General features: G+C 46.1%; 16 protein-coding genes. 11 read left to right on the top strand and 5 right to left on the bottom strand.

Annotated features, from left to right (window positions below):
- Positions 1–17 precede the first annotated feature (17 nt).
- The 4 genes from QUB37_RS20290 to QUB37_RS20275 all read right to left on the bottom strand — a co-directional run bounded on the left by QUB37_RS20290 (position 18) and on the right by QUB37_RS20275 (position 4715).
- Complete coding sequence (locus QUB37_RS20290; protein ID WP_333165447.1) at positions 18–1538, bottom strand: methyltransferase; 1521 nt, start codon at positions 1536–1538, stop codon at positions 18–20.
- Positions 1539–1553: 15 nt separating this feature from the next.
- Positions 1554–2966 (bottom strand): ABC transporter ATP-binding protein, encoded by a 1413-nt coding sequence (locus QUB37_RS20285; protein ID WP_333165445.1) that lies wholly within the window; start codon positions 2964–2966, stop codon positions 1554–1556.
- A gap of 176 nt (positions 2967–3142) precedes the next feature.
- Positions 3143–3994 carry an ABC transporter permease gene (locus tag QUB37_RS20280; RefSeq protein WP_333165443.1) on the bottom strand — a complete coding sequence of 284 codons (852 nt, stop codon included), beginning with the start codon at positions 3992–3994 and terminating at the stop codon, positions 3143–3145.
- Positions 3995–4175: 181 nt separating this feature from the next.
- Positions 4176–4715, bottom strand: a complete 540-nt coding sequence (locus QUB37_RS20275) for a hypothetical protein (protein ID WP_333165441.1) — start codon at positions 4713–4715, stop codon at positions 4176–4178.
- A 71-nt stretch (positions 4716–4786) separates the two neighbouring features.
- Between QUB37_RS20275 and ruvB the strand changes: the two genes are divergently transcribed.
- The 11 genes from ruvB (at position 4787) to QUB37_RS20220 (ending at position 19932) form a co-directional block, all read left to right on the top strand.
- On the top strand, positions 4787–5884 hold the full coding sequence (ruvB, locus tag QUB37_RS20270; RefSeq protein ID WP_333165439.1) for a Holliday junction branch migration DNA helicase RuvB: 1098 nt from the start codon (positions 4787–4789) through the stop codon (positions 5882–5884).
- A gap of 3 nt (positions 5885–5887) precedes the next feature.
- Positions 5888–6451, top strand: a complete 564-nt coding sequence (locus QUB37_RS20265) for a Uma2 family endonuclease (protein WP_333165437.1) — start codon at positions 5888–5890, stop codon at positions 6449–6451.
- Between the two features lie 133 nt (positions 6452–6584).
- Positions 6585–8339, top strand: coding sequence for a DNA repair protein RecN (gene recN, locus QUB37_RS20260; RefSeq protein WP_333165435.1), 1755 nt, complete (start codon positions 6585–6587; stop codon positions 8337–8339).
- 600 nt (positions 8340–8939) lie between these two features.
- A complete protein-coding gene (locus QUB37_RS20255; RefSeq protein ID WP_333165433.1) occupies positions 8940–12128 on the top strand; it encodes a GAF domain-containing protein in 3189 nt (1062 codons plus the stop codon).
- A gap of 454 nt (positions 12129–12582) precedes the next feature.
- Positions 12583–13131, top strand: coding sequence for an inorganic pyrophosphatase (locus tag QUB37_RS20250; RefSeq protein ID WP_333165431.1), 549 nt, complete (start codon positions 12583–12585; stop codon positions 13129–13131).
- Between the two features lie 160 nt (positions 13132–13291).
- Positions 13292–14620, top strand: a complete 1329-nt coding sequence (locus QUB37_RS20245) for a serine/threonine-protein kinase (protein WP_333165428.1) — start codon at positions 13292–13294, stop codon at positions 14618–14620.
- Positions 14621–14763: 143 nt separating this feature from the next.
- Positions 14764–16200 (top strand): serine/threonine-protein kinase, encoded by a 1437-nt coding sequence (locus QUB37_RS20240; protein WP_333165425.1) that lies wholly within the window; start codon positions 14764–14766, stop codon positions 16198–16200.
- Between the two features lie 257 nt (positions 16201–16457).
- Positions 16458–16970, top strand: a complete 513-nt coding sequence (locus QUB37_RS20235; RefSeq protein ID WP_333165423.1) for an inorganic diphosphatase — start codon at positions 16458–16460, stop codon at positions 16968–16970.
- 514 nt (positions 16971–17484) lie between these two features.
- On the top strand, positions 17485–18393 hold the full coding sequence (locus QUB37_RS20230; RefSeq protein ID WP_333165421.1) for an MBL fold metallo-hydrolase: 909 nt from the start codon (positions 17485–17487) through the stop codon (positions 18391–18393).
- Between the two features lie 20 nt (positions 18394–18413).
- Positions 18414–18980 (top strand): diheme cytochrome C, encoded by a 567-nt coding sequence (locus QUB37_RS20225; protein ID WP_333165418.1) that lies wholly within the window; start codon positions 18414–18416, stop codon positions 18978–18980.
- Between the two features lie 394 nt (positions 18981–19374).
- Positions 19375–19932, top strand: a complete 558-nt coding sequence (locus QUB37_RS20220) for an HPP family protein (protein WP_333165414.1) — start codon at positions 19375–19377, stop codon at positions 19930–19932.
- A 45-nt stretch (positions 19933–19977) separates the two neighbouring features.
- On the opposite strand, the gene QUB37_RS20215 is transcribed toward QUB37_RS20220, so the two are convergent.
- A partial coding sequence (locus QUB37_RS20215; RefSeq protein WP_333165412.1) for a transposase occupies positions 19978–21090 on the bottom strand: 1113 nt, incomplete at its 5' end.

Raw genomic sequence — 21090 nt, 5'->3', positions numbered from 1 at the left:
CACACCAAATTTACTCACTACTCTCCTGCTAAGCCCAAGGACCGCCTGACTTGAAACCACGCGCTTCTAATCTTCCAGAACTTGCTGCTTTCCATTGCCAAAACCCGAGACTTCGCTTGCTCTAGTTCTTGCTTGACATTAATTAGTTGATTTTCAGTTCTCTCCAACTGGATTTGCACAGATACTAACTGATTTTGAGCTTGCTCCAATTCCATTTGAGCTGCAACTAATTGAGTTTGAGATTCTTGCAAATTTGTTTGAGATTCTTCCAACTTTGTTTGAGTAATCATTAACTTACTTTGATTTTGCTCCCATTCCATCCTAGCCGACTCTAACTGAGTCTCAAGTAATTTTAGTTTTGTCTGATTAGAACCCAATAAAGACTGCGATTCTCTTTGGTTAATCAGCGATTTAACAGTGCAAGTTTCCAGAATCCATTCCAAACCATAGTTATTGATTGCTTTGACTATTAACACATCCTGCAGCGCTACAGTGTTTTTGGGTAAATAACACCTCCACCCGGACTGCAAAGCCCCATCATTTTCAAAATATCCAGCCACATCCGGGCGATCGTAAAAAGGCTCGCACCTCTGTACAACCTCGCCGTTTAAAAGCACTTGCAGATCCTCAATTTTACCGTCGAGATTCACATCAGCCACCCATCCTTCTAGATACAAATTCTCCTTATTCGTAAAAGCAGCAACATCAATATATCCTTCCGGATGATGATGGAATTTTAACTCCGAAAAATCTCTAACTAGCTCATTTGTGACAACATACAAATCCTGAAACCTGCAGATGCCTTTTTTTATGCGGTGAACAAAAGCTTTACCTCCGCTAACTCGCTCGACACATTCTCTCACAAACTTTTCAGTTACATAAGTTGTGCCGTATTCCTCCTTATCTAAAGACTGGCTTTCACTTTGAGGACTAAACAAAATACCATTAGCCGGCATTTCTGTATTGGCTAGGCGCAAACACTCATCGTGAACGCTGAACATCAAAATGCCGTTAGGAGTCAACAAATCGTACAAATTTTGCAACCAACTTGTAAAAGTCCTTTCCGGCATATGGCTGAAAAAAGAATTAGCCAGAATGCAGTCAAACTTGCGATCAATTAAATAATTTTCTGGTTTTCCAGTTGAGACAATACCGTTGACGCCCAAGTATTCAGTTTGAAACTTAACCGCGTTAGCATAAATATCAGAAACCCAAATTCGTTCCGGCGGTATTTCCTGAATCAAAAACCTAGTAAATCGACCGTAACCGCAGGCAAAATCTAGAAAAGAGGGAACATTTTCAAAACTGCCAAAATGCCATTCCACAACTTGTTTAACCGTATCCAAGATGCGATGCCCGATCGAATAATAGCGCACCAAAGCCCGATCGCGATCGTCTTTGACATTGCTCAAGCTGAACAAATACATTTCATCGTCTTCGCAGATATTCAGTTTAAAATTTTCAGGAAACTTAGTTTGATCTTGAATAAATGCTTTGATTACGGGATTTTCGACTAAATCTAAATTGATATCGTTCATTGTTTTTACAGAATTTTAGATAACCTCTGTTGACTGCTCTTTCACTAGAGTATCAGCATTAACAACAGTTAAACACGGTTCGATCAGCAAGTCAACGATGCCGTTACCGCAAGACTCTGTACAAGACTGAACTCTAAACATCGCCACATCAACGCAACGATCCAGATAAGTTAAATCTCCATCTACCGTTCCCACAACCCCAGCATTCAGAAAATAAACCCCGGGATTCAGCAAACATTTAAACTGAAACTTCACTACAATTGTCGTTCCCGCTTCCACATACCTAACTGACTGAGTAGAACCCTTCAAAGAAGCACCCGCCAACTCAAAGCCGCTAATTGTTTTAATCAACATTCCAAACCTAACTTTGGAAGTTGACCGGGAGAAAGTGACAGAGTAAGTATAAATATAATCTTGACGGCCGATCAAGTGATTTACCAGATTCCCCTTCAGCGTCTCGATGTGGGGGTTGATAATTTCCGCTCCACGAGACGGATACCTTACCGTATTCGACGGTATCATCCCCGGATCGTAAAATTCCTCGTAATATTCCTGGGGTTTGGAGAGATGTTGCTCCGGTTTAACTTCCCTCTTTGTGCTTTCTAAATTAGCATCCTGAAGGTGGTCTTGACTTTCCTGTTTTGTCAGTTGGTTCAGAGCTCGAATATCTGACTTCAACCCCAGAACCTGATCTGGATCGGCATAAATCAGCTTTTGATACTTAGAAATTACCACCTTCGGCGTGTGAGCGAGCAGCAATTCACCGCTATCCATTAAAATCGCCGAGGTACAAAGTTGCACCACAGAAGTAGCAGCGTGAGAAACAAATAAAATTGTTCCGCCACCTTCCTGAATGCTTTGCAAGCGGGCAAAACACTTGCGTTGAAAAGCTTCGTCGCCCACCGAAAGCGCCTCGTCAACCACCAAAATATCTGGTTCGACGCTAGTCGCCACGGCAAAAGCTAGCCTGACAAACATACCGCTAGAATAAGTTTTGACTGGCTGTTCGATGAAATCGCCAATATCAGCAAAAGCAGCTATATCGTCAAATTTTTCTTCAGTTTCTTTTTGATTGAATCCCAGTAACTGAGCGTTAAAAAATACATTTTGCCGCCCGGTAAATTCCGGGTTAAACCCGCTTCCGAGTTCCAACAAAGCGGAGACTCTGCCTTTAACATCGACGCTTCCTGTGGTAGGAGTCAGCGTCCCTACAATTATTTGCAGCAGAGTGCTTTTCCCCGAACCGTTGCGGCCGACGATTCCCAGAGTTTGTCCTTGAGGGATTTCCAGATTGATGTCGTGTAGGGCCCAAAATTCGTCAGCAAGTTTTTTGCTGGGGTAAATAATTTCCTTTAAGCGGTCTCCTGGACGATCGTACCGCTTAAAGCATTTGGAAACATTTTTTAGTGAAATTACATTTTCTATCATCCGATTTTAGATTTTAGATTTTAGATTTTAGATTGATATTATGTTCGCTAGAACTAAAAATAGGTTTGTAGTGAGTACGACCGTCCTCTGATTTTTATGAGGACTTGCATTCCGCTGCTGCAAACACCTTTATGGGGATTTTAGATTGAAGAATTGACTTTATATCTCAAACATATTTACAGCACGTCAGCAAAAGCGGGACGCAAACGCCGGTAAACCGCCAAACCTCCACAAAATATAGCAGCAGAAATTAGCGTGGCTACACCCCATTCGCCCCAATGCTTAACTTCTCCAACCAGTATGAGGTCTCGATAAACCTCCGAGATGGCGGCCATTGGATTTAGCCAAAATATCCACGCTCGCCACTCTTGGGGGATGATTGAGGCTGGATAGACGATCGGCGTCAAATAAAACCAAAAATTTAGAATAACACCTAATGTCTGAGGAATGTCTCGCAAAAATACAGTCAAGCCTGCTGTCAAATATCCCAAACCAGCAGTTATCAGCAACTGAGGCACCCACACCAGCGGCAGCAAGCATAAAGTAGCGTTGAGCTTTTGCGACGACACTGCTACTATCACAATCAAAGCTGCTAAACCCAGAGAACTTTCAAGAAAAGCTGTAAAAATCGGCACCAATGGCAGCAAACCGAGAGGAAATACCACTTTTTTGACTAAATTAGGCTGCCCCACCACGGATACTCCCGACTTGATCAAACCGCTGGTGAAGGCAGTCCAAGGCAGCAAACCTGCAAACAACCAGACTCCAAATGTAATGTCGCTGTTTTCTGGGAATCCTGCAAGGCTGAGCTTTACCTTGAGGACGATCGAAAATACGTATGTGTAAATCACCAATTGCGATAGCTGATTCAGCAGCGGCCACAAATTGCCCAGAATCGAGCCTTTGTATTGAGCTTCCAAGTCCCGGCGCACCAATGTTGCCAGCAGATTCAGCTTCGCCCACCGCCGGGGCGTACTTGCCGGCCGCCGGCCGCGCACCCTTCGGGCCTTTTGGGCAACTCCTTTCACCGTTCTCAGCAATTTTTTCGCCCTCGTTCACTACCTTCACACCTAAATCAACTCAAGCTACAATTGTGCAGCTTTTGTTAAACCGCAATTATTCCACAGCCCCGCCGTTTTGATCAAGCATCTGCCACCCTAGCTTAGGCTTCTTCTTTCTTTCTTCTTTCCCCTTCCTTCGGAGGTTATTTTAGCCGATCGCCGATCGAACTGCCGAATCGATCGCCCGTTTTTGCTCGTCGTCGTAGCCCCACCGCCGGAAAAATTTTTCATACTCGCCGTTGGCACTGTGCAAACTTTCTAGCATTTGCGACGCTATAGTTTGACACGCTGCCATTTGCAGCATTTGAATTAAATTGAGCGATCGCTCCTGCACTCTAGCAGAATCGGTCGCCATTTCCTGCTTTTGCTGGCGCGAATGATGCACAACCATTGCCGCCGACATGGCCAAATTTTTCACCAGCAGTTCTGCTACGATCTCAGGAGCCGATCGCAGCGCCTCGACTACTCCGGGTGACGGGTGATCTGCCTCCTGTCCATCGTCCGTTAGATAGGTGACAAAAAACCCCCTAGCACCGTTCTGTGTTTTCACCAGAGATGTAACAGCTTGCTGGATGTCGGCTTGTAAAAGTCGATCGGCCTCCATGAACGACAGTAAAGATTGAGTCAGCTCGATCGCCCCCTCAAAAGTTATGCTTTCGGATGCTAATAAAGAAGATGGAATACTCATAACGAACTCAATAATTTTAAAGATTCTGCTAACAAGTGTAAACAATTCCCGCTGCCCGAACGCAGATAAATATGGCTATTATATCCTCCAAACAACAGCCCCCCGACCCAAATCTACCTGAAGACATAGCCCCGGCTCGTCGCAAAAAAGCCGCCAAACCCCAGGCGGAATCTTTGCTAGAATCGCAAGAACTACCCGACGAAATCAACAGCAAACAAGACGACAAAATCCGACCCCAACGCTTAGCTGAATACATCGGGCAAAAAGACTTGAGAGAAGTTTTGGCGATCGCAATTGCAGCAGCCAAATCTCGCGGCGAACCTATGGATCACCTGTTACTCTACGGGCCTCCAGGGTTGGGAAAAACCACAATGTCGCTAATTTTAGCAGCAGAAATGGAAGTTGAATGCAAAATCACCACCGCCCCTGCTTTAGAAAAACCGCGAGATATTGTCGGATTGCTGATCAACCTCAAAGCAGGCGACGTGCTGTTTATCGACGAAATTCACCGTTTATCTAAAGTTACAGAAGAAATCCTCTATCCGGCGATGGAAGACTGTCGGTTAGATATTACGATCGGTCAAGGCAAAAGCGCCAAAATACGCAGCATTCCCCTGAAACCATTTACCTTAGTAGGAGCAACCACAAAAGTCGGCTCGCTGACATCTCCATTGCGCGATCGTTTCGGCTTGATCCAAAGATTGCGGTACTACGAAATAGACGAACTTAGTCTAATTGTCCAAAGAACCGCCCAAGTTCTCGACACTCAAATCACCCCAGAAGGAGCCACAGAAATTGCCCGCCGAGCTCGCGGAACTCCCCGCATCGCTAACCGCTTGCTGCGACGAGTTAGAGACTACAGCGAAGTCAAAAATTTAAAGCCAATTGATGCCGAAGTTGCCTCACTAGCCCTGGAATTATTCAACGTCGATCCGCTAGGTTTAGATTGGACAGATCGGCGGATTTTGACAGCAATGATTGAGAACTTTAACGGTGGGCCAGTGGGTTTAGAAACTCTCGCGGCTTCTACAGGAGAAGATACTCAAACCATTGAGGATGTATACGAACCTTATTTAATGCAAATCGGATTTTTGCAGCGGACAAATCGCGGGAGAATGGTAACGGTTGCTGCTAGAAAACACTTGGGTTTTATCGAAGATAAGGAGTAGAAAATGGTACAGATACCAACAAAAACACTAACTTTGTCAGAGTTTCTCAAACTGCCAGAAACAGAACCAGCTAGCGAATATATCAACGGTGAAATCATCCAAAAACCAATGCCACAAGGAAAACATAGCAGGATTCAAGGTGAATTAGTCCCAGCGATCAATGTCGTAGTTAAAAAACCGAAAATTGCCTTAGCTTTTCCCGAATTGCGGTGTACTTTTGACGGTAGATCGATCGTGCCAGATGTCACAGTATTTACTTGGGACAGAATACCTGTTGATGAAAATGGGGATGTTGCTAATGTATTTGAAACTTACCCAGATTGGACAATTGAAATTCTCTCTCCAGGCCAGAGTCAAACTAAAGTAACAGGGAATATTTTACACTGTCTGAAAAACGGCACTAAAATGGGTTGGCTGATCGATCCGATGGTGCGATCTATATTAATTTATCCCCCTGGAAAGCAACCGGAAATTTTAGCAAAACCAGAAGAATTGTTGCCGGTTCCAGATTGGGCAGCAGAATTGCGGGTGACGGTAGGAGATTTGTTTGGATGGTTGAAACTATAGCAGAAGTCAGTTGACAGTTGTTATTGGAGACCAATAATTTTCCGGGCTGTGCCTCCAATTAAAAAGTAAAAATTAAAAAGTAAAAATTCCAATTACCAATTACCAATTAACAATTCCCTATTCCCCATTCCCCATGTTAATATCCCTCAGAATAGAAAACTTTGCCTTAATTGACTGCCTGGATCTAGAATTTGGCCCGAGTTTGAACGTATTTACAGGGGAAACCGGCGCTGGTAAATCGATTATCCTAGATGCGATCGATGCAGTGTTGGGCGGGAAAGTCGATCGCCGATCGATTCGCACCGGAGCAGCGCGGGCAATATTGGAAGCTACCTTTGAACTGGACAAAGCTGCAGCTTTGTGGCTGGGCGAGCAAGAAATCGAACCCATAGACGGAAATTTAGCCGTTTGCAGCCGGGAAATTAACGCATCGAGCGGTGCTCTACGCACCAGATCCCGCTTGAACGGAATTCTCGTCAACCGCCAGTTAATGGACCAACTGCGCGATCGGCTGGTAGAAATTACCGCCCAAGGCCAAACCGTCCACCTCGGACAAGAAACCCTCCAGCGAGAATGGCTCGATTTATACGGCGGCAAAAAGCTCACTGAAGCGCGATCGATCATCGCCTCCGCGTGGCTGGGAGCCAACAGCGCCAAAACAGCCCTCAAACGTAGGCGTCAGTCGGAACAGCAGCGACTGCAAAGACTTGATTTGTTAGAATACCAAGTCCGAGAACTCGGCGAAGCCCATATCGAAGACGCCGACGAACTTGAACACCTAGAACACGAATCAATCCGGCTAGGCCACGTCGTCGAATTGCAGCAGCAGAGTTACCAAGTCCACCAAGCCCTGTACCAAAACGATGGCGACAGCGCATCAGCCGCCGACTTGTTGAGCAAAGCCGAAGTAATTTTAAGCGACATGGCGGTTTACGATGTGCAGTTGCAACCAATCTTAGAAATGGTCAGCGATGCTTTAGCTCAAGCCACAGAAGCCAGCCGGCAAATTAGCAGCTACGGCGAACAATTAGAAGCAGATCCCGAAAGACTCGAAGAAGTAGAAGATCGGATTCGCGAACTCAAACAAATTTGTCGCAAATACGGGCCGCTCAAAGAAGCGATCGCCTACTACCAAAGCATTCAAAACGAACTAAATGAACTTTTAGAAGGAGGCGACTCAATGGAAGCCTTAGAACTCGCATATCAGAACGCTTTAGAGCAATTAAAAGATGCTTGCAGCCACCTCACCACCCTGCGACGCGAAGCAGCCCTCAAACTAGAAACGCACCTCGTAGGAGAACTTAAGCCGTTAGCAATGGAAAAAGTGCAATTTCAAGTCGAGATCTCGCCTTGTACCCCAACCGCTACTGGTGCCGACCAAATCGCCTTTTGTTTCAGCCCGAATCCGGGGGAACCTTTGCAACCCCTGGGGGCGATCGCCTCCGGGGGAGAAATGAGCCGCTTTCTACTCGCCATCAAAGCCTGTTTTTCCCAAATAGAAAGTGCCGGTACGCTGATTTTTGACGAAATCGACGCCGGAGTCTCCGGGAGAGTCGCCGGGGCGATCGCCAAAAAACTCTACCAACTCTCCGACAAACACCAAGTTCTCTGCGTCACCCACCAGCCGCTGATCGCCGCCATGGCTGATTGTCATTTTCGCGTCAACAAACAGACGATCGAAGCAGAACCAAGTATCGAGGAACCCGCAGCCAACTCCGAACCTGTCGAACGTACAGTAGTCAGAGTTGCCGCCCTCAACAGTGAGCAGCGGCGGGAAGAACTCGCCCAACTCGCCAGTGGCCGCTCAGCAACAGAAGCAATCGCCTTCGCCGAATCCCTGCTTGTCGAAGCCGCCGGATTGCGCCAAACTCAGTCGGCTCAACCCTGATCGCACCCTCAAGCCGATCGGGGGGTTAAAAGGCGGAGTTTTTTCCGAGTCGGAGGTTACACTAAAAATGTCAACCGCAAATTTTACAAAAAAAAGCTGAAAACCCCGTGAATTTAGTGGGATGAAAGCTAACAGCAGCAAAATAGAGAGAAATTCTAGTTAAAAACCACAATTGTGTAGAGAAGGGCACACATCACTAGCAACTGGTAGTGTCACAATTGCGGCTAGTCCCACAAGGCCACCCCTCTTTCAGCAGTCCTCCCGCCAGTACGCATTCATGTTACTGGGGGTGATCGGCTCAAAGCTCGGCAGAACATAGTTAAACCAGGCACCCACAATGTCAAAATCAGTTAATAAACCCTTTAAACAGGATTCGCATTCTCTAAAAAGATTGCAGCATTCCCACAGCCTTGTTACTCGCCCACCCTCCGTTCAGCAGCAAGACCAACTGAATTTTCCTTGCCTGGTGGCCGGAGTTCTGTAAACTGGGAAATACTTTCACACATACTTGAGTCTTGTGCGACAAGTGACTCACTAATCAACTTCCCCACTCTCTTCGCTTAGAGACTAACCCTTACACTTAAGCTTCTGTAAAGGTCTATGAAATCTGCATCTTCCACCAATTACTCTTCTCTAGACAACGTGATTGATGTCGCTGTTGTCGGCGGTGAAAATCATCATCAGGAACATTATTCTCCCCCTCCCTCTCCCCCTAGCAGCAGTGCAATTACCCCGCGCCAAGGAAACCTCTCTGGCATTCTCGACCTTCTAAATAAGCAAAGTTTCACAGTAGTAATTAAGCAAGTAGACGAAAAACTTAGGATTGTCAATCAAACCCTGGGAATGCTCGACAATATCCTGGAGAGCGAGGGATTTGATGCCATCCTCAACGAGATGTTGCAGTCGATTACACTCAAAACAGGGGAATTGCTAAATGCCGATCGCACCACGATATTTTTATTAGACGACGAAAAAAATGAACTCTGGGCGATCGTCGCTAAAGACGAAAATGGCAAAAACCTAGAAATCAGAGTTCCCGCCCATGTGGGAATTGCGGGAGAAGTAGCCACAGAGAAAAAAGTGGTGAACATTCCTTATGATTTTTATAACGACCCCCGATCGGCTAACGCCAAAAAATTTGACGAAAAAAATGGATATCGCACTTATACAATGCTGGCGATGCCCCTGCTCAACGAAGAAACAGGAGAGTTAGTAGCAGTCGTTCAACTGATTAATAAACTAAGACCGAATCACGAAAATTACGCTAGTTTAGACGAACAAATCGATCGGCACGGATTTACTCAAGAAGACGAACAACTCTTTACAGAATTTACTCCCTCGATTCGCCTAATTCTAGAGTCTTCTAAATCTTTCTACGCAGCAACTCAGAGACAACGGGCTGCCACGGCCCTGATGAATGCCGTCAACGCTCTTTCTCAGAGCAGTTTAGACTTAGAAGATACTCTAAAAAGGGTGATGGATCAGGCCCGCAAACTGATGAAAGCCGATCGCAGCACCTTGTGGCTGATCGATGAAGACAGAAATCAACTCTGGACAAAAATGCTGATTGGGGGTAAACTCCAAGACGTTCACATACCCAGAACGGCGGGTTTTGCAGGTATTGTTGCCCAATCCGGCGAACCGCTGCTGATTCCCTTTGACGTGTACGACGACCCCCGCGCCGCCACTTCCAAAGAAACAGACAAAAAAACTGGCTACCGCACTTGCAGTATGCTGTGTATGCCAGTCTTTAACTCGGACAAAAAATTGATTGGCGTCACCCAATTAGTTAATAAAAAACGACAAGGAGAATTCCCGCCCTACAACCCGGAAGATTGGCCTCACGCCCCCGATCAGTGGAAAGCGAGTTTCAATCGCAATGACATGGAATTTATGAAGGCGTTTAACATCCAAGCAGGAGTCGCCCTACAAAACGCCAAACTGTTTGCCGAAGTCAAACAGCAAGAACAAAGACAAAAAGATATGCTGCACGCCCTGACTAACGGCGTGATTTCTACAGATAAAAAAGGCAATATAGTAGCGACCAATCCCAGTGCCAAAAAATTACTGGGTGTCAGCGATGCCGAATTAGCCGAAGGTCAATCTTTGCGCGAGTTAATTAAGTTAGAAAAAGGCGATTTTGCCAAATGGTTTGATGCTTCTTTGTCTCCCGAAGACGAGAAGGACCGCCAGCAGTATTACCCCGATCAAGTTTTACTTTCCTTGGAAGGAGAAGGGCAGAGTATCAATCTCTCCATTAATTCAATGACCGACGCTACCGACCCCAACAAGGTCAACGGCGCATTAGTCGTCATGGAAGATATTAGCAGCGCCAAGCAAATCAAAAACTTGATGTACCGTTACATGACGCCAGAAGTAGCTGAAGCTTTGTTAGCTTCAGGGGATACTGGATTGGGCGGTAAGCGCAAAAACGTTTCGGTGCTGTTCTCAGACATTCGCAGCTATACCACACTTACGGAAAAATTGCAAGCCGAAGAAGTGGTAGTGATGCTGAATAAATATTTTGAAGTGATGGTAGATGTCGTGTTCGAGTACGGAGGGACTCTCGACAAATACATCGGCGACGCTCTGATGGCAGTTTTTGGCTCTCCAGCGCCCCTAGAGGATCATGCTTGGTGCGCCATGCAAACGGCGGTGAAAATGCGGGAAAAACTGGCTGAGTTTAATCGAGATCGCGTGGCACATGGCGAATTGCCGATCGGCATTGGTATGGGCGTGCATTCCGATGAAGTTGTCAGCGGCAATATCGGTAGTAGCAAACGCATGGAATTGACTTCTATAGGAGACGGCGTAAACCTCGCCTCTCGCTTAGAAGGCGCCAGCAAACAGTACGGCACCGACTTGATTATCAGTGACAATACTTACAGAGATTATGCCGATCGGCTGTACGTGCGAGAACTCGACTTTATTACTGTCAAAGGCAAAAGCGAACCCGTAATCGTTTACGAACTCGTCGGCATCCGCGAGGGATACTCGCCAGTTGGCAAGTCACTAACCGAAACACAGCAAAAAATTATAGAACATTACACGAAGGGGCGCGAACATTACAAAGCTCCAGTCCACCAAAGACTTTCTGAGAGTGAGGTGAAAAATATCTTAAAGGATGTCGCCGAAATGCCGGAGGCAGAGACTAAGAAACTGCTCTACAATGTAGATCAACAGTTGGAACACGAACTCAAGAACCTGTTATATCAACTGAAAAAGCTGTCAGAGTACGACCCGAAAACCCTGTCCGAAGCAGACCAACTCATCGTACTGTTGCAGACAGAAATCCAACTGCTGAAATTGGAAGGCATCAAAAACCTCTCGGAAGACGAAGCCAAAATGCTGCTGCAAGCAAAAATCAAGCCCCTATCAGCAGACGATATTAAATACTTGCAAGAAGGCGAAGTCAAAAAGCTCTTGGAAGCAGACATCTTAGAACCATCAAATCCCCAAATCAAGCGGCTGAAACCTGCAGAGATCAGACAGCTATTGCAGGCGAAAATTAAAAGTCGGGCCTCCGAGACAGTTGCAGAAATGTTAGATGAGGAATTTGAAAACCTGGGACTTGATCGGGTGAAAAAACTGCTGAGCGAGTTTAAGAAAGCCTTAGAACCAAAAGCCAAGCAAGCCTTTAAAGACGCTGCACGCGAATTTGAGGCCGTTCTGGAAGTTGACCCGAAAAACAAGGCAGCTAAATTGCACGTCGATCGCTGTATGTTATTTCAGCATAGTTTTTCAGATGTACTCAACTGGGATGGTGTGTGGAATCTCACAGAAAAATAGCAGTAGCCCACAGCAAATCCTCGCGGTGGTGCCAGGGTTCCGGGTGGGGGCGATCGCGATCGGGGGTGCGCCTCCCATCCCACCAGCAATTAACCTGAATATCCTATTGAGGTAATTGTAAATAAGCTCCAACAGGTATTATGGTTATATAACCGGATTTGAATTTGCAAGCGAGATGCCACGGGTTTCGCCCTACGTGTTTCGTTCGCACTACCTACCGCAACAAACTTAGCACTTCTATTATTTGAAGCGCTTAAAAATAGTTAGGACGGGCGGCAGCGTTACCCGGTTTCTGAGAAAAATCTTGGAGAAAGGCGGCAAAACATCCGCTCAAAAACCGGGTTGATCACCCCGCCCGCGTAAGTCTTAATAGCGTTAGCGGCTCATAAAAAGAGCTGACTTCGCAGATAGTCAATGTTCTAGTCTTAGATATAGAAAACCACTAGCGTCAGTTATGAATAATTGGAATTCGCAATCGGGAGATGTTGAGTGGGTAGATCAGGTTTACCAACTATTGCTGGAGATTGCTCGGAGCTCCCTGTCAGATATCCCCAGAATCCCGGAAAACATCACTGTTAAGGCTATCCCTCTGATCCAGAAGGTACAAAGCATTCAGCAAAGACCTGACGGGCAAGTGTTCAAATCCGGTTCCTTTTCAGTAAACGATCACGAATGGGTCGATCGAGTCTGTCAACTATTGGTAGAACTAACCAGCGCGTCTTTGTCCGAACAGCCCAAAATGCCGGAAAACCTTGCAGGCAGATCTTTAGCCCTCGCCGATCGAGCACAAAAAATTAAAGAAGACATCGAAGAAAATGCAGCCCAAACCCCAGCAGATGAAGATGACAATTCTTTAGAGTCTCCAGACGCGCTGCTTTCCCTATTGCACCACAGTTTGAAAGCTCAGCGCGCCAAAAGCTACAACCCCGATGCCCCCGAATGGCAGCAAGTCTTGAGCCTGCTCGACGTAGTGCAGTCAATTTACAAGCAAATCCAAAATTAAATTCCAGCTTTATTCAGGGGCGTCTTTAGGGTGCTTGATCGCTGGCTCTTAAAGGCAGTTGCTCTTTGACATAAAATTTTTTTTGCCGTATCCCGAACCTTTCCGATTATTGCACTTTTGTCAACTACACTAGGTTTAATCGGTTCTAGGGCAAGAGAACATGAGCGGACAAAAAATCGGCGATTTGTCAAAAGAAATATTAGCCGATCGCTATCAGTGCGATCGGCGGCTCGGCAAGCAAGCAGGAAGGCAAACTTTACTCGCCCGCGACTTAAAAACCCAACAGCAAGTAGTAGTCAAACTCCTCTCATTCAGCAGCGACTTTAACTGGGAAGACTTAAAACTTTTTGAGCGAGAAGTCGAAACGTTAAAATCCCTATCCCATCCCGCAATTCCCCGATATCTCGACTCCTTTGAAATCGACACCCCCAGCCGCAAAGGATTCGCCCTAGTTCAGAGTTACATCGAAGCCAAATCCCTACAAGAATATCTTTCAGACGGCCGCACCTTCAGCGAAAGCGAAGTCAAACAATTAGCAGCAGCATTATTAGACATCCTCGCCTACCTGCACCAGCGACAGCCCCCGGTGATTCACCGCGACATTAAACCCAGCAATATTTTACTCAAAAATCGATCGGGCAACAGCGTCGGGGAAGTCTACCTAGTCGATTTTGGTGCAGTTCAAACCTTAGCCACCCAACAGGGAAAAACAGTCACAGTTGTCGGCACGTATGGCTATATGCCGCCCGAACAATTTGGCGGGAGAGCCGTTCCAGCTTCGGATTTGTACGGCTTGGGAGCAACATTAATCGCTTTAGTTACCAAGCAGCATCCGGCCGATTTGCCGCAGAAAGATTTGCAGATCGAATTCGAGCAATTCACCCAACTAAGTCCCGCTTTTACCAATTGGCTGAAGTGGCTGACCCATCCCAGTTTAGAGCGCCGTCCAGCCTCAGTCCAAATAGCAAAAGAAGTTCTAGACAAACCACAGCAAATAAATAAACAGCAAATAAATAAATATTCCCTGCCATTGAGACAAGTAGAAACGGTGGATACGGCCTTGTTCCCGACGGCGCTCTTTTTCAGCACTTTGGCAGGACCTCTAGCTGTAGGAACTTGGGTAGGAATTTACAGCACCTTTCTTTTTGTGTTCATGGGGATAACTTTTTTCGGCAAAAGCCTCGAAATTCCGTCCATTCTGTTCTTGCTGCTGGGGTTTGGAAACGGAATAATCGTAGGAATTGTGACGCGCTTGTGGTTTTTTACCCCAACTAATCCCAAACTTCACCAGCAGGTTGTAAATGCAATTAGTATCGTATTCTGTACCTCGATAAGCATCGCCTTCTTTCTGATGATGGATCTGAAGGAGCTAGAGGATTCCAGTGATTATGTTGTCTTCGTGTTTGCACCGTCGCTAATTGCAGGACTGTCAATGGGAGCAATCAGCAAGTATATTGCCAGGTTCTATCAAAAAGCATGCGAACGGTAATCTAAAATTGAGATAGGACTTACGCACTCCGACTTTCAGAAACCGGGTTTTTGGTGAATCTGGAGGTGGCAACGAAGTATTTTCCTAAAAACCCGGTTTCTGGGTTCCGATCTAACCTTTAATTAAAATTAAGGTACAAAAATATGAGTGGTAAAATATTAGCAGAACGCTACGAAGTGCAGCGAGAACTGGGAAAACAAACTGGTCGCCAAACACTGCTAGCTCGTGATTTGCAAACTCAAAAATTAGTTGCGATCAAACAGCTATTCCTCGGTAGCGATTTTGAATGGCAAGACCTCAAGCTATTTGAACGAGAAGCGGAAACTTTAAAAGCACTTTCTCACCCAGCAATTCCTCGCTACCTCGACTACCTGGAAATTGACGAACCTGAAAGTAAAGGATTTGCCCTGGTACAGACTTATGTAGAAGGTAAAACTTTGGAACAGCATTTGCGGTCGGGGCGTACTTTTAGCGAAAGCGAGATGAAAGAATTAGCTAAATCGCTGTTAGAAATTTTGATTTATTTGCACCAGCAAGAGCCACCTGTTATTCACCGCGATCTTAAACCCAGCAATATTTTACTGCACAGCAGATCCGGTCACTCGGTCGGACAAGTTTATTTAGTTGATTTCGGTTCGGTGCAGAACCAAGCTGCCAAATTTGGCGGCACAATTACAGTAGTGGGAACTTACGGATATATGGCACCGGAACAATTTGGCGGGCGCTCGGTTCCGGCTTCCGATCTCTACGGTTTAGGTGCAACTTTAATTTATTTGGTAATAGGTTTGCATCCCACTGATTTGTCGCAGCAGGATTTGAAAATTCAATTTGCCGATCGGGCAGCCCCACTCAATTCTAATTTAATTGATTGGCTGGAGTGGATGACAGAACCGAGTTTGGACAAACGGTTATCTTCGGCTGGGGAAGCATTGCGATCGCTCGAAAATCCCCGCATTATCAACAAAAACCCTAGGGCGGAACAGCTACCAGGCAGCAAGATTAAACTCACAAAAACTTCTGAGTTTATAGAAATTGTAATTCCGCCACAGGGACTCGGTTTTGGTTTAATTACCCTGTTTTCTGGTGCGGTGAGTCTGAGTGTATTCTTATTCTGGTCTATTTACCTTGAAGTGATAAAAATCTATTATTTAAAGATACATTCGCCCTATCTTTGGATTCATGTCACACTAGAAGTATTAAATATTTTAATACCAGGAATAATATTACCTGGGGTAGGAGCAATTTTTATATTTGCATTATTTCGGGAATTGCGTCTCAGAATCGATCGGCAGCAAATCTCCTATACCAGCCATCTGCTGAAGTGGAGATGGAATTGTACCAACCCAGCCTCCAGAAAGCAAATTTGCCAGTTGGAAATTGAGACTACGCTTGATCGGCAACATAAATCATACAGAGTTACTCAGTTGATTATTCAAGCGGGCAGCCGAAAATATGAACTAGGTGGACTATATGGTGGACTAAGCGAATCAGAAATCGATTGGTTAGCAACAGAACTTAGCCAGTGGTTGGGATTGAAAATTAAAACAACTTTGAAATATAGTAAAGCAACTGAACCCTAGATAGAAAAATATCTCCCGATCGCCAAAACAAAGCATTGCGCCCTCAACCTGTGGGATGGGTCCCGCCCGTCCAGTGTATTTGCCACGCAGGCGAGAGACCCCACAACCCTCATCCTCAAATTGTGCCACGCCGATCGCACTCCTGGGCTTTCGGTCAATCTCATGCAACCGTCGGCCCCGATCGCCCGTAAAATGCTATCAAAGGGATTTGGCAAGTAGCACTCATCCCAATCATCTGTTAACTTGGAGATATTGTTGTGGACTTATCGCTAATTCCGGCACAGCCGAAACCAGGACTGCTCAACGTCCTCATCGAAATTACCGCCGGTAGCAAAAACAAGTACGAATTTGATAAAGACTTGCAAGCCTTTGCTCTCGATCGGGTGCTTTCTTCCTCAGTCCAATATCCGTGCGACTACGGCTTCATACCCAATACCTTAGCCGATGATGGCGACCCCCTCGACGGCATGGTAATGATGGATGAGCCCACATTTCCAGGGTGCATTATCGTAGCCCGTCCGATCGGAATGCTAGAAATGATCGACGGAGGCGACAGGGACGAGAAACTTTTGTGCGTTCCCGACAAAGACCCCCGCTATGCTCACTATAAGTCCCTCAAAGACGTAGCACCCCACCGCTTGGACGAAATAGCCGAATTTTTTAGAACCTACAAAAATTTGGAGAAAAAAGTCACGGAAATTCTGGGTTGGCAAGATGTTGATCAAGTCATGCCCTTAGTGGAAAAGTGCATCGCAGCCGATCGCAAATAAGCCCCTAGCCCGCACTCCTCGACTGCAACCCGACTAAAAACTCAGGAGGCCGAACTTAAGGCAATCGCTGCACGTCTAGGGATGCAGTCGAGGAACGGGTAGGTAGAAGATCAAATCTGTTGTGAATGCCGAGTCACCGGAACGGCATTCCTCAAAACCGCGCCCCGGCCCCAATCTTGAAAAAAATACTACTCATAGAGTAAGATGAAGCGCAAATTCTACCTCTGGAGAATGAGTTATACAGTGGAGGAAGTTTTACCCGAACACTCTTATTCGGCGCTATCTTAATCTCAGAACACATAACACGGCGGGCAGCCCGCATGATGCAAAAAATAATCTCTTAAGCGTGACATCTCCTACACGAATCGGTAAGGTTGAGAATTCTAACAGCCCAAGTATTAGGCACTCGAATAGTTTCCCGATTAAGGGCTTTATTATAGTACAGATTGCTAAAAACTAAAAAGTAAAAACTAAGATTTCAACTCCCAAGTTCCAGCCCCCAAAACTAAAAAAAATGCCAGATTCCGCACCCTCTCTACCCAATCCACAGCCTTCCGATCGCAAAGCCACAATGGAAAATAGTCCTTTGACCGAGTTTGTCGTTCAGTTTTGGGGCGTGCGGGGCAGCATCGCCACCCCCGGCACCAAAACACTGCGCTACGGAGGCAACACCTCCTGTGTAGAAATGCGCTTGGGCAAAAAACGCCTGATATTTGACGGCGGCACCGGTCTGCGAGTTCTAGGCCTCAATCTGCTGCGGCAAATGCCGGTGGAAGCCCATATGTTTTTCAGTCATACTCACTGGGATCACATTCAAGGCTTTCCGTTCTTTACTCCCGCCTTTATCCCAGGGAACTGCTTTCACATTTACGGTGCGATCGCCCCCAACGGCACTACCATCAAACACCGTCTTGCTGACCAAATGGTGCACCCCAATTTTCCCGTCCCCATCCAAGTCATGCAGTCCGACCTCAAATTCAACGATTTGACCCCTGGGGATATTCTCGAACTCGACGATGTGAAAATAGAAACGGCACTGCTGAACCATCCCAACACCGCGATCGGATATCGAGTCACCTGGGAGGGACACACAGCCGTCTACTGCACCGATACAGAGCACTTTCCCGATCGCCTGGACGACAACGTGTTACACCTAGCTCGCAACGCCGACGTGCTGATTTACGACGCCAACTACACCAACGAAGAGTATTACAACTTCAAAACCCCGAAAGTCGGTTGGGGACACTCGACTTGGCAAGCAGGAGTAGAAATAGCGAAAGCTGCTGGAGTCAAAAAAATCGTGATGTTTCACCACGATCCGGGCCACGACGACAATTTTCTCGATCGTACAGAAGCAGAGGTGCAGGCAGCGTTCGCCAATAGCTGCTTAGCCCGCGAAGGCATGAGCATACCAGTAATTTAACCAAAAATAAATTCAGAATTATGAAACAGGAAAAACCCCGCAAACGTCGCAGAGTAGGCTTGCGGGGGCTTTACTCAACGTTGCTAGTGTTGATAATTATCTGCTGTACCTGCGGCGGATGGGTTGCAGCTCAAACTGCCTACTCTCGCACTCCCGCGCGACTTGCTCAGGTTTCTTCGATCGAGGATACTGGAACTGTCGATCGCATCCCCGAAGGCTACCAACTCGGACAGCAACTGTACCTAGAAAACTGCGCCACCTGTCACATCGCTTTACCACCGCAAGTCTTACCTACAGAAACTTGGCGCCGGTTGCTGCAAGATCCCCAACACTACGGACAAACCATCAAACTGCTAGTAGACCCGCCCCGCCTGCTAGTCTGGAACTACCTGCAAACTTTTTCCCGTCCCCAAGCCAAAGACGAAGAAATCGCCTATCGAGTCGCCAGTTCTCGCTATTTCAAAGCACTGCACCCCAAAGTCAAAATGTCAAAACCCGCAAATATCAGCAGTTGCGTTACTTGTCACCCCGGCGCATCTCAATACAATTTCCGCAAGCTTACCGCCGAGTGGGAAAACTCTCCGTAGCGAAGATTAAGTTCGTAATTATATCTGAGTGCGATCGAGACGATCGCACTAACCAGAAAACGGCGATCGCATTCTGAACTAGAGACTTAAGTGTGGGTGCGATATTTCAATTCATGCTTACTGGGCCTGGCACCTTACAAATAACCTCTCGCTTTACCCTCATCAATAACTCTGACGGCTAACGGTGAAGTTCTGCGACTGCCGATAACGTCTGTTGCAAAACCGACCAAACTCGCTAGTCCGTTCCAACCGAGTGGTTAGCTGCGGCTTAAGTGGCATAGAAGTAAAAAATCTGTGCCTTTAACTACTTTTTGACAAATTGTTATGATATCTTAACTTTACCGGAGGCTAGTTCAGACAATTTAAGAAGCCTGGTTATCAAGTAACCTGATTTATGATTGACCCTAAAAAAATTCAACTGAAATGGGAAAGTTATTGGTTTAAAACCTTTGGAAGATGGCGATCGTGTCCATTGAGCTGCCCCGTAGACAGACCTCATCCTCGGCATATTTTTTGGAGTTGGATTGGCAGTTTTTTGGCAATTACTGCAACGTCCTATCTTGCCGTAAAAACTAATTCTCCTTTACTAATGGCTCCGTTTGGCGCTACAAGCGTTCTGATCTTTGGTGTCCCTGACAGCCCTTTGGCTCAACCCCGGAATGTCATTGGGGGCAATTTCTTAGCTGCTCTCACCAGTTTAATGATTCTGCATTTTGTCGGTTCTTCTCCCTGGGCGATGGGAATGGCTGTTTCTAGTGCGATCGGAATTATGCAGATTACCAGAACTCTACATCCGCCTTCGGGAGCAGTTGCCTTAGTCGTCATGATGACCCAGCCAGACTGGAAATTTTTGCTAACACCTGCTTTTGAGGGATCAATAATCTTGGTCTTGTGCGCCGTCATCTTTAATAATTTAGCGGCAGAAAGGACGTATCCCAACCACTGGTTATAGAATTGTCTCTAATTTTCTCATCCGACACTTTTTTGCTAACAAATGCTAACAAACATATAAATTGAGAGAATCTCTCAACAAAGGCGTGTCAACCAATGCCCGCAAGAAAATCCCGCGAGCACCATTTAGATCCCGATCCATCTTCAATCCAGTAGCTACGGACTTGACAGTTCTAGCACCACCTAGATTTTTGACAATTTCGCCCGTCCATGACACAGTTTTTGACGTGTAAGCTTCGTTGCAGTCAATCACAAGCTTGGAGTTTTCCCAAGCTTTCCACTTTAGGAAAGTCTTGAACTCGTAATGGCTCAGAGTCAACATTTGTCGCACCGTTTTGTTTCTTAACTTGCGGCGCGACTTAGACACCATTTGAGAGCTTTCAAAGGTTGGCAACAAAATCACATCAAAATTATCAACTAAAAACTTAGCGATTTTATGATGCAGCTCTTTGACCAAATTCTTAATTTTGCAACGAAGCCTACCAACTGCTTTCTTTAATCTTCTTTTTTGGCGACTGGGAGCTTTGGACATTTTTGACACTAATCTATCCAGCCGAAAGCACAGTTTTTGGATGTGCAAATTAGAGTCTTTTCCTAACCAGCCATAATAATTTTCAGAGAAAAATGTCATGAACGTGCGGACACCGGGATCGAGCGCAACAACCCGACCTTGTTTCTCGGTCTTAAGTTGTTGCACTTCTTCAGAAACTACTAGGTAGTATTCGCCATAAGCGAGAGTCAGCCTACCGTCGCTGAAATTTGCAGGCAAGGATTCTGTTAACTGACACTTACCCAAAATCGAGTTGTAGACACCGCAATCTTTTATAGCCGACTTCGGCACATAAATAGATTGTTTGGTGTCTTTCCTACTACGAAATTTACATTTGCGGATTTGCCCGTCTTTCTTGAAACCCTGCTTCGCTGCTTTGACCGCCGAGCAAGCATCTTTGATAGCAATCGATTTGATTTGGAAAGGTACAGGCTTTGCCCATTCTGGCAAGCTGTTGAGTATTCCGGTTTTGATTGTCATCCAGCTAGCTTTTGTGTCTGGTTCTTGGAGGTATTTTATGGTCGTGTTGTAAACAAAACGACTCACACCAAACCACTGCTTGAGCAGCGCTTTTTGCTCAGGATTTAGGAATAGCCGGATCTTCCTTGA

Origin of the sequence: Microcoleus sp. AT3-A2, assembly GCF_036705685.1 — a bacterium.
Lineage (GTDB): Bacteria > Cyanobacteriota > Cyanobacteriia > Cyanobacteriales > Microcoleaceae > Microcoleus.
Note: the sequence above shows the minus strand (reverse complement) of the source record. Positions and strands in the feature narration are given on the sequence as shown.

What these genes read in the sequence shown, in the direction of transcription:
- ruvB (WP_333165439.1), top strand. Translation starts at nt 4,787, where the DNA reads ATGGCTATTATATCCTCCAAACAACAGCCCCCCGACCCAAATCTACCT.
- QUB37_RS20275 (WP_333165441.1), bottom strand. Translation starts at nt 4,715, where the DNA reads ATGAGTATTCCATCTTCTTTATTAGCATCCGAAAGCATAACTTTTGAG.
- QUB37_RS20240 (WP_333165425.1), top strand. Translation starts at nt 14,764, where the DNA reads ATGAGTGGTAAAATATTAGCAGAACGCTACGAAGTGCAGCGAGAACTG.
- recN (WP_333165435.1), top strand. Translation starts at nt 6,585, where the DNA reads ATGTTAATATCCCTCAGAATAGAAAACTTTGCCTTAATTGACTGCCTG.
- QUB37_RS20265 (WP_333165437.1), top strand. Translation starts at nt 5,888, where the DNA reads ATGGTACAGATACCAACAAAAACACTAACTTTGTCAGAGTTTCTCAAA.
- QUB37_RS20230 (WP_333165421.1), top strand. Translation starts at nt 17,485, where the DNA reads ATGCCAGATTCCGCACCCTCTCTACCCAATCCACAGCCTTCCGATCGC.
- QUB37_RS20290 (WP_333165447.1), bottom strand. Translation starts at nt 1,538, where the DNA reads ATGAACGATATCAATTTAGATTTAGTCGAAAATCCCGTAATCAAAGCA.
- QUB37_RS20250 (WP_333165431.1), top strand. Translation starts at nt 12,583, where the DNA reads ATGAATAATTGGAATTCGCAATCGGGAGATGTTGAGTGGGTAGATCAG.
- QUB37_RS20245 (WP_333165428.1), top strand. Translation starts at nt 13,292, where the DNA reads ATGAGCGGACAAAAAATCGGCGATTTGTCAAAAGAAATATTAGCCGAT.
- QUB37_RS20220 (WP_333165414.1), top strand. Translation starts at nt 19,375, where the DNA reads ATGATTGACCCTAAAAAAATTCAACTGAAATGGGAAAGTTATTGGTTT.
- QUB37_RS20225 (WP_333165418.1), top strand. Translation starts at nt 18,414, where the DNA reads ATGAAACAGGAAAAACCCCGCAAACGTCGCAGAGTAGGCTTGCGGGGG.
- QUB37_RS20255 (WP_333165433.1), top strand. Translation starts at nt 8,940, where the DNA reads ATGAAATCTGCATCTTCCACCAATTACTCTTCTCTAGACAACGTGATT.
- QUB37_RS20285 (WP_333165445.1), bottom strand. Translation starts at nt 2,966, where the DNA reads ATGATAGAAAATGTAATTTCACTAAAAAATGTTTCCAAATGCTTTAAG.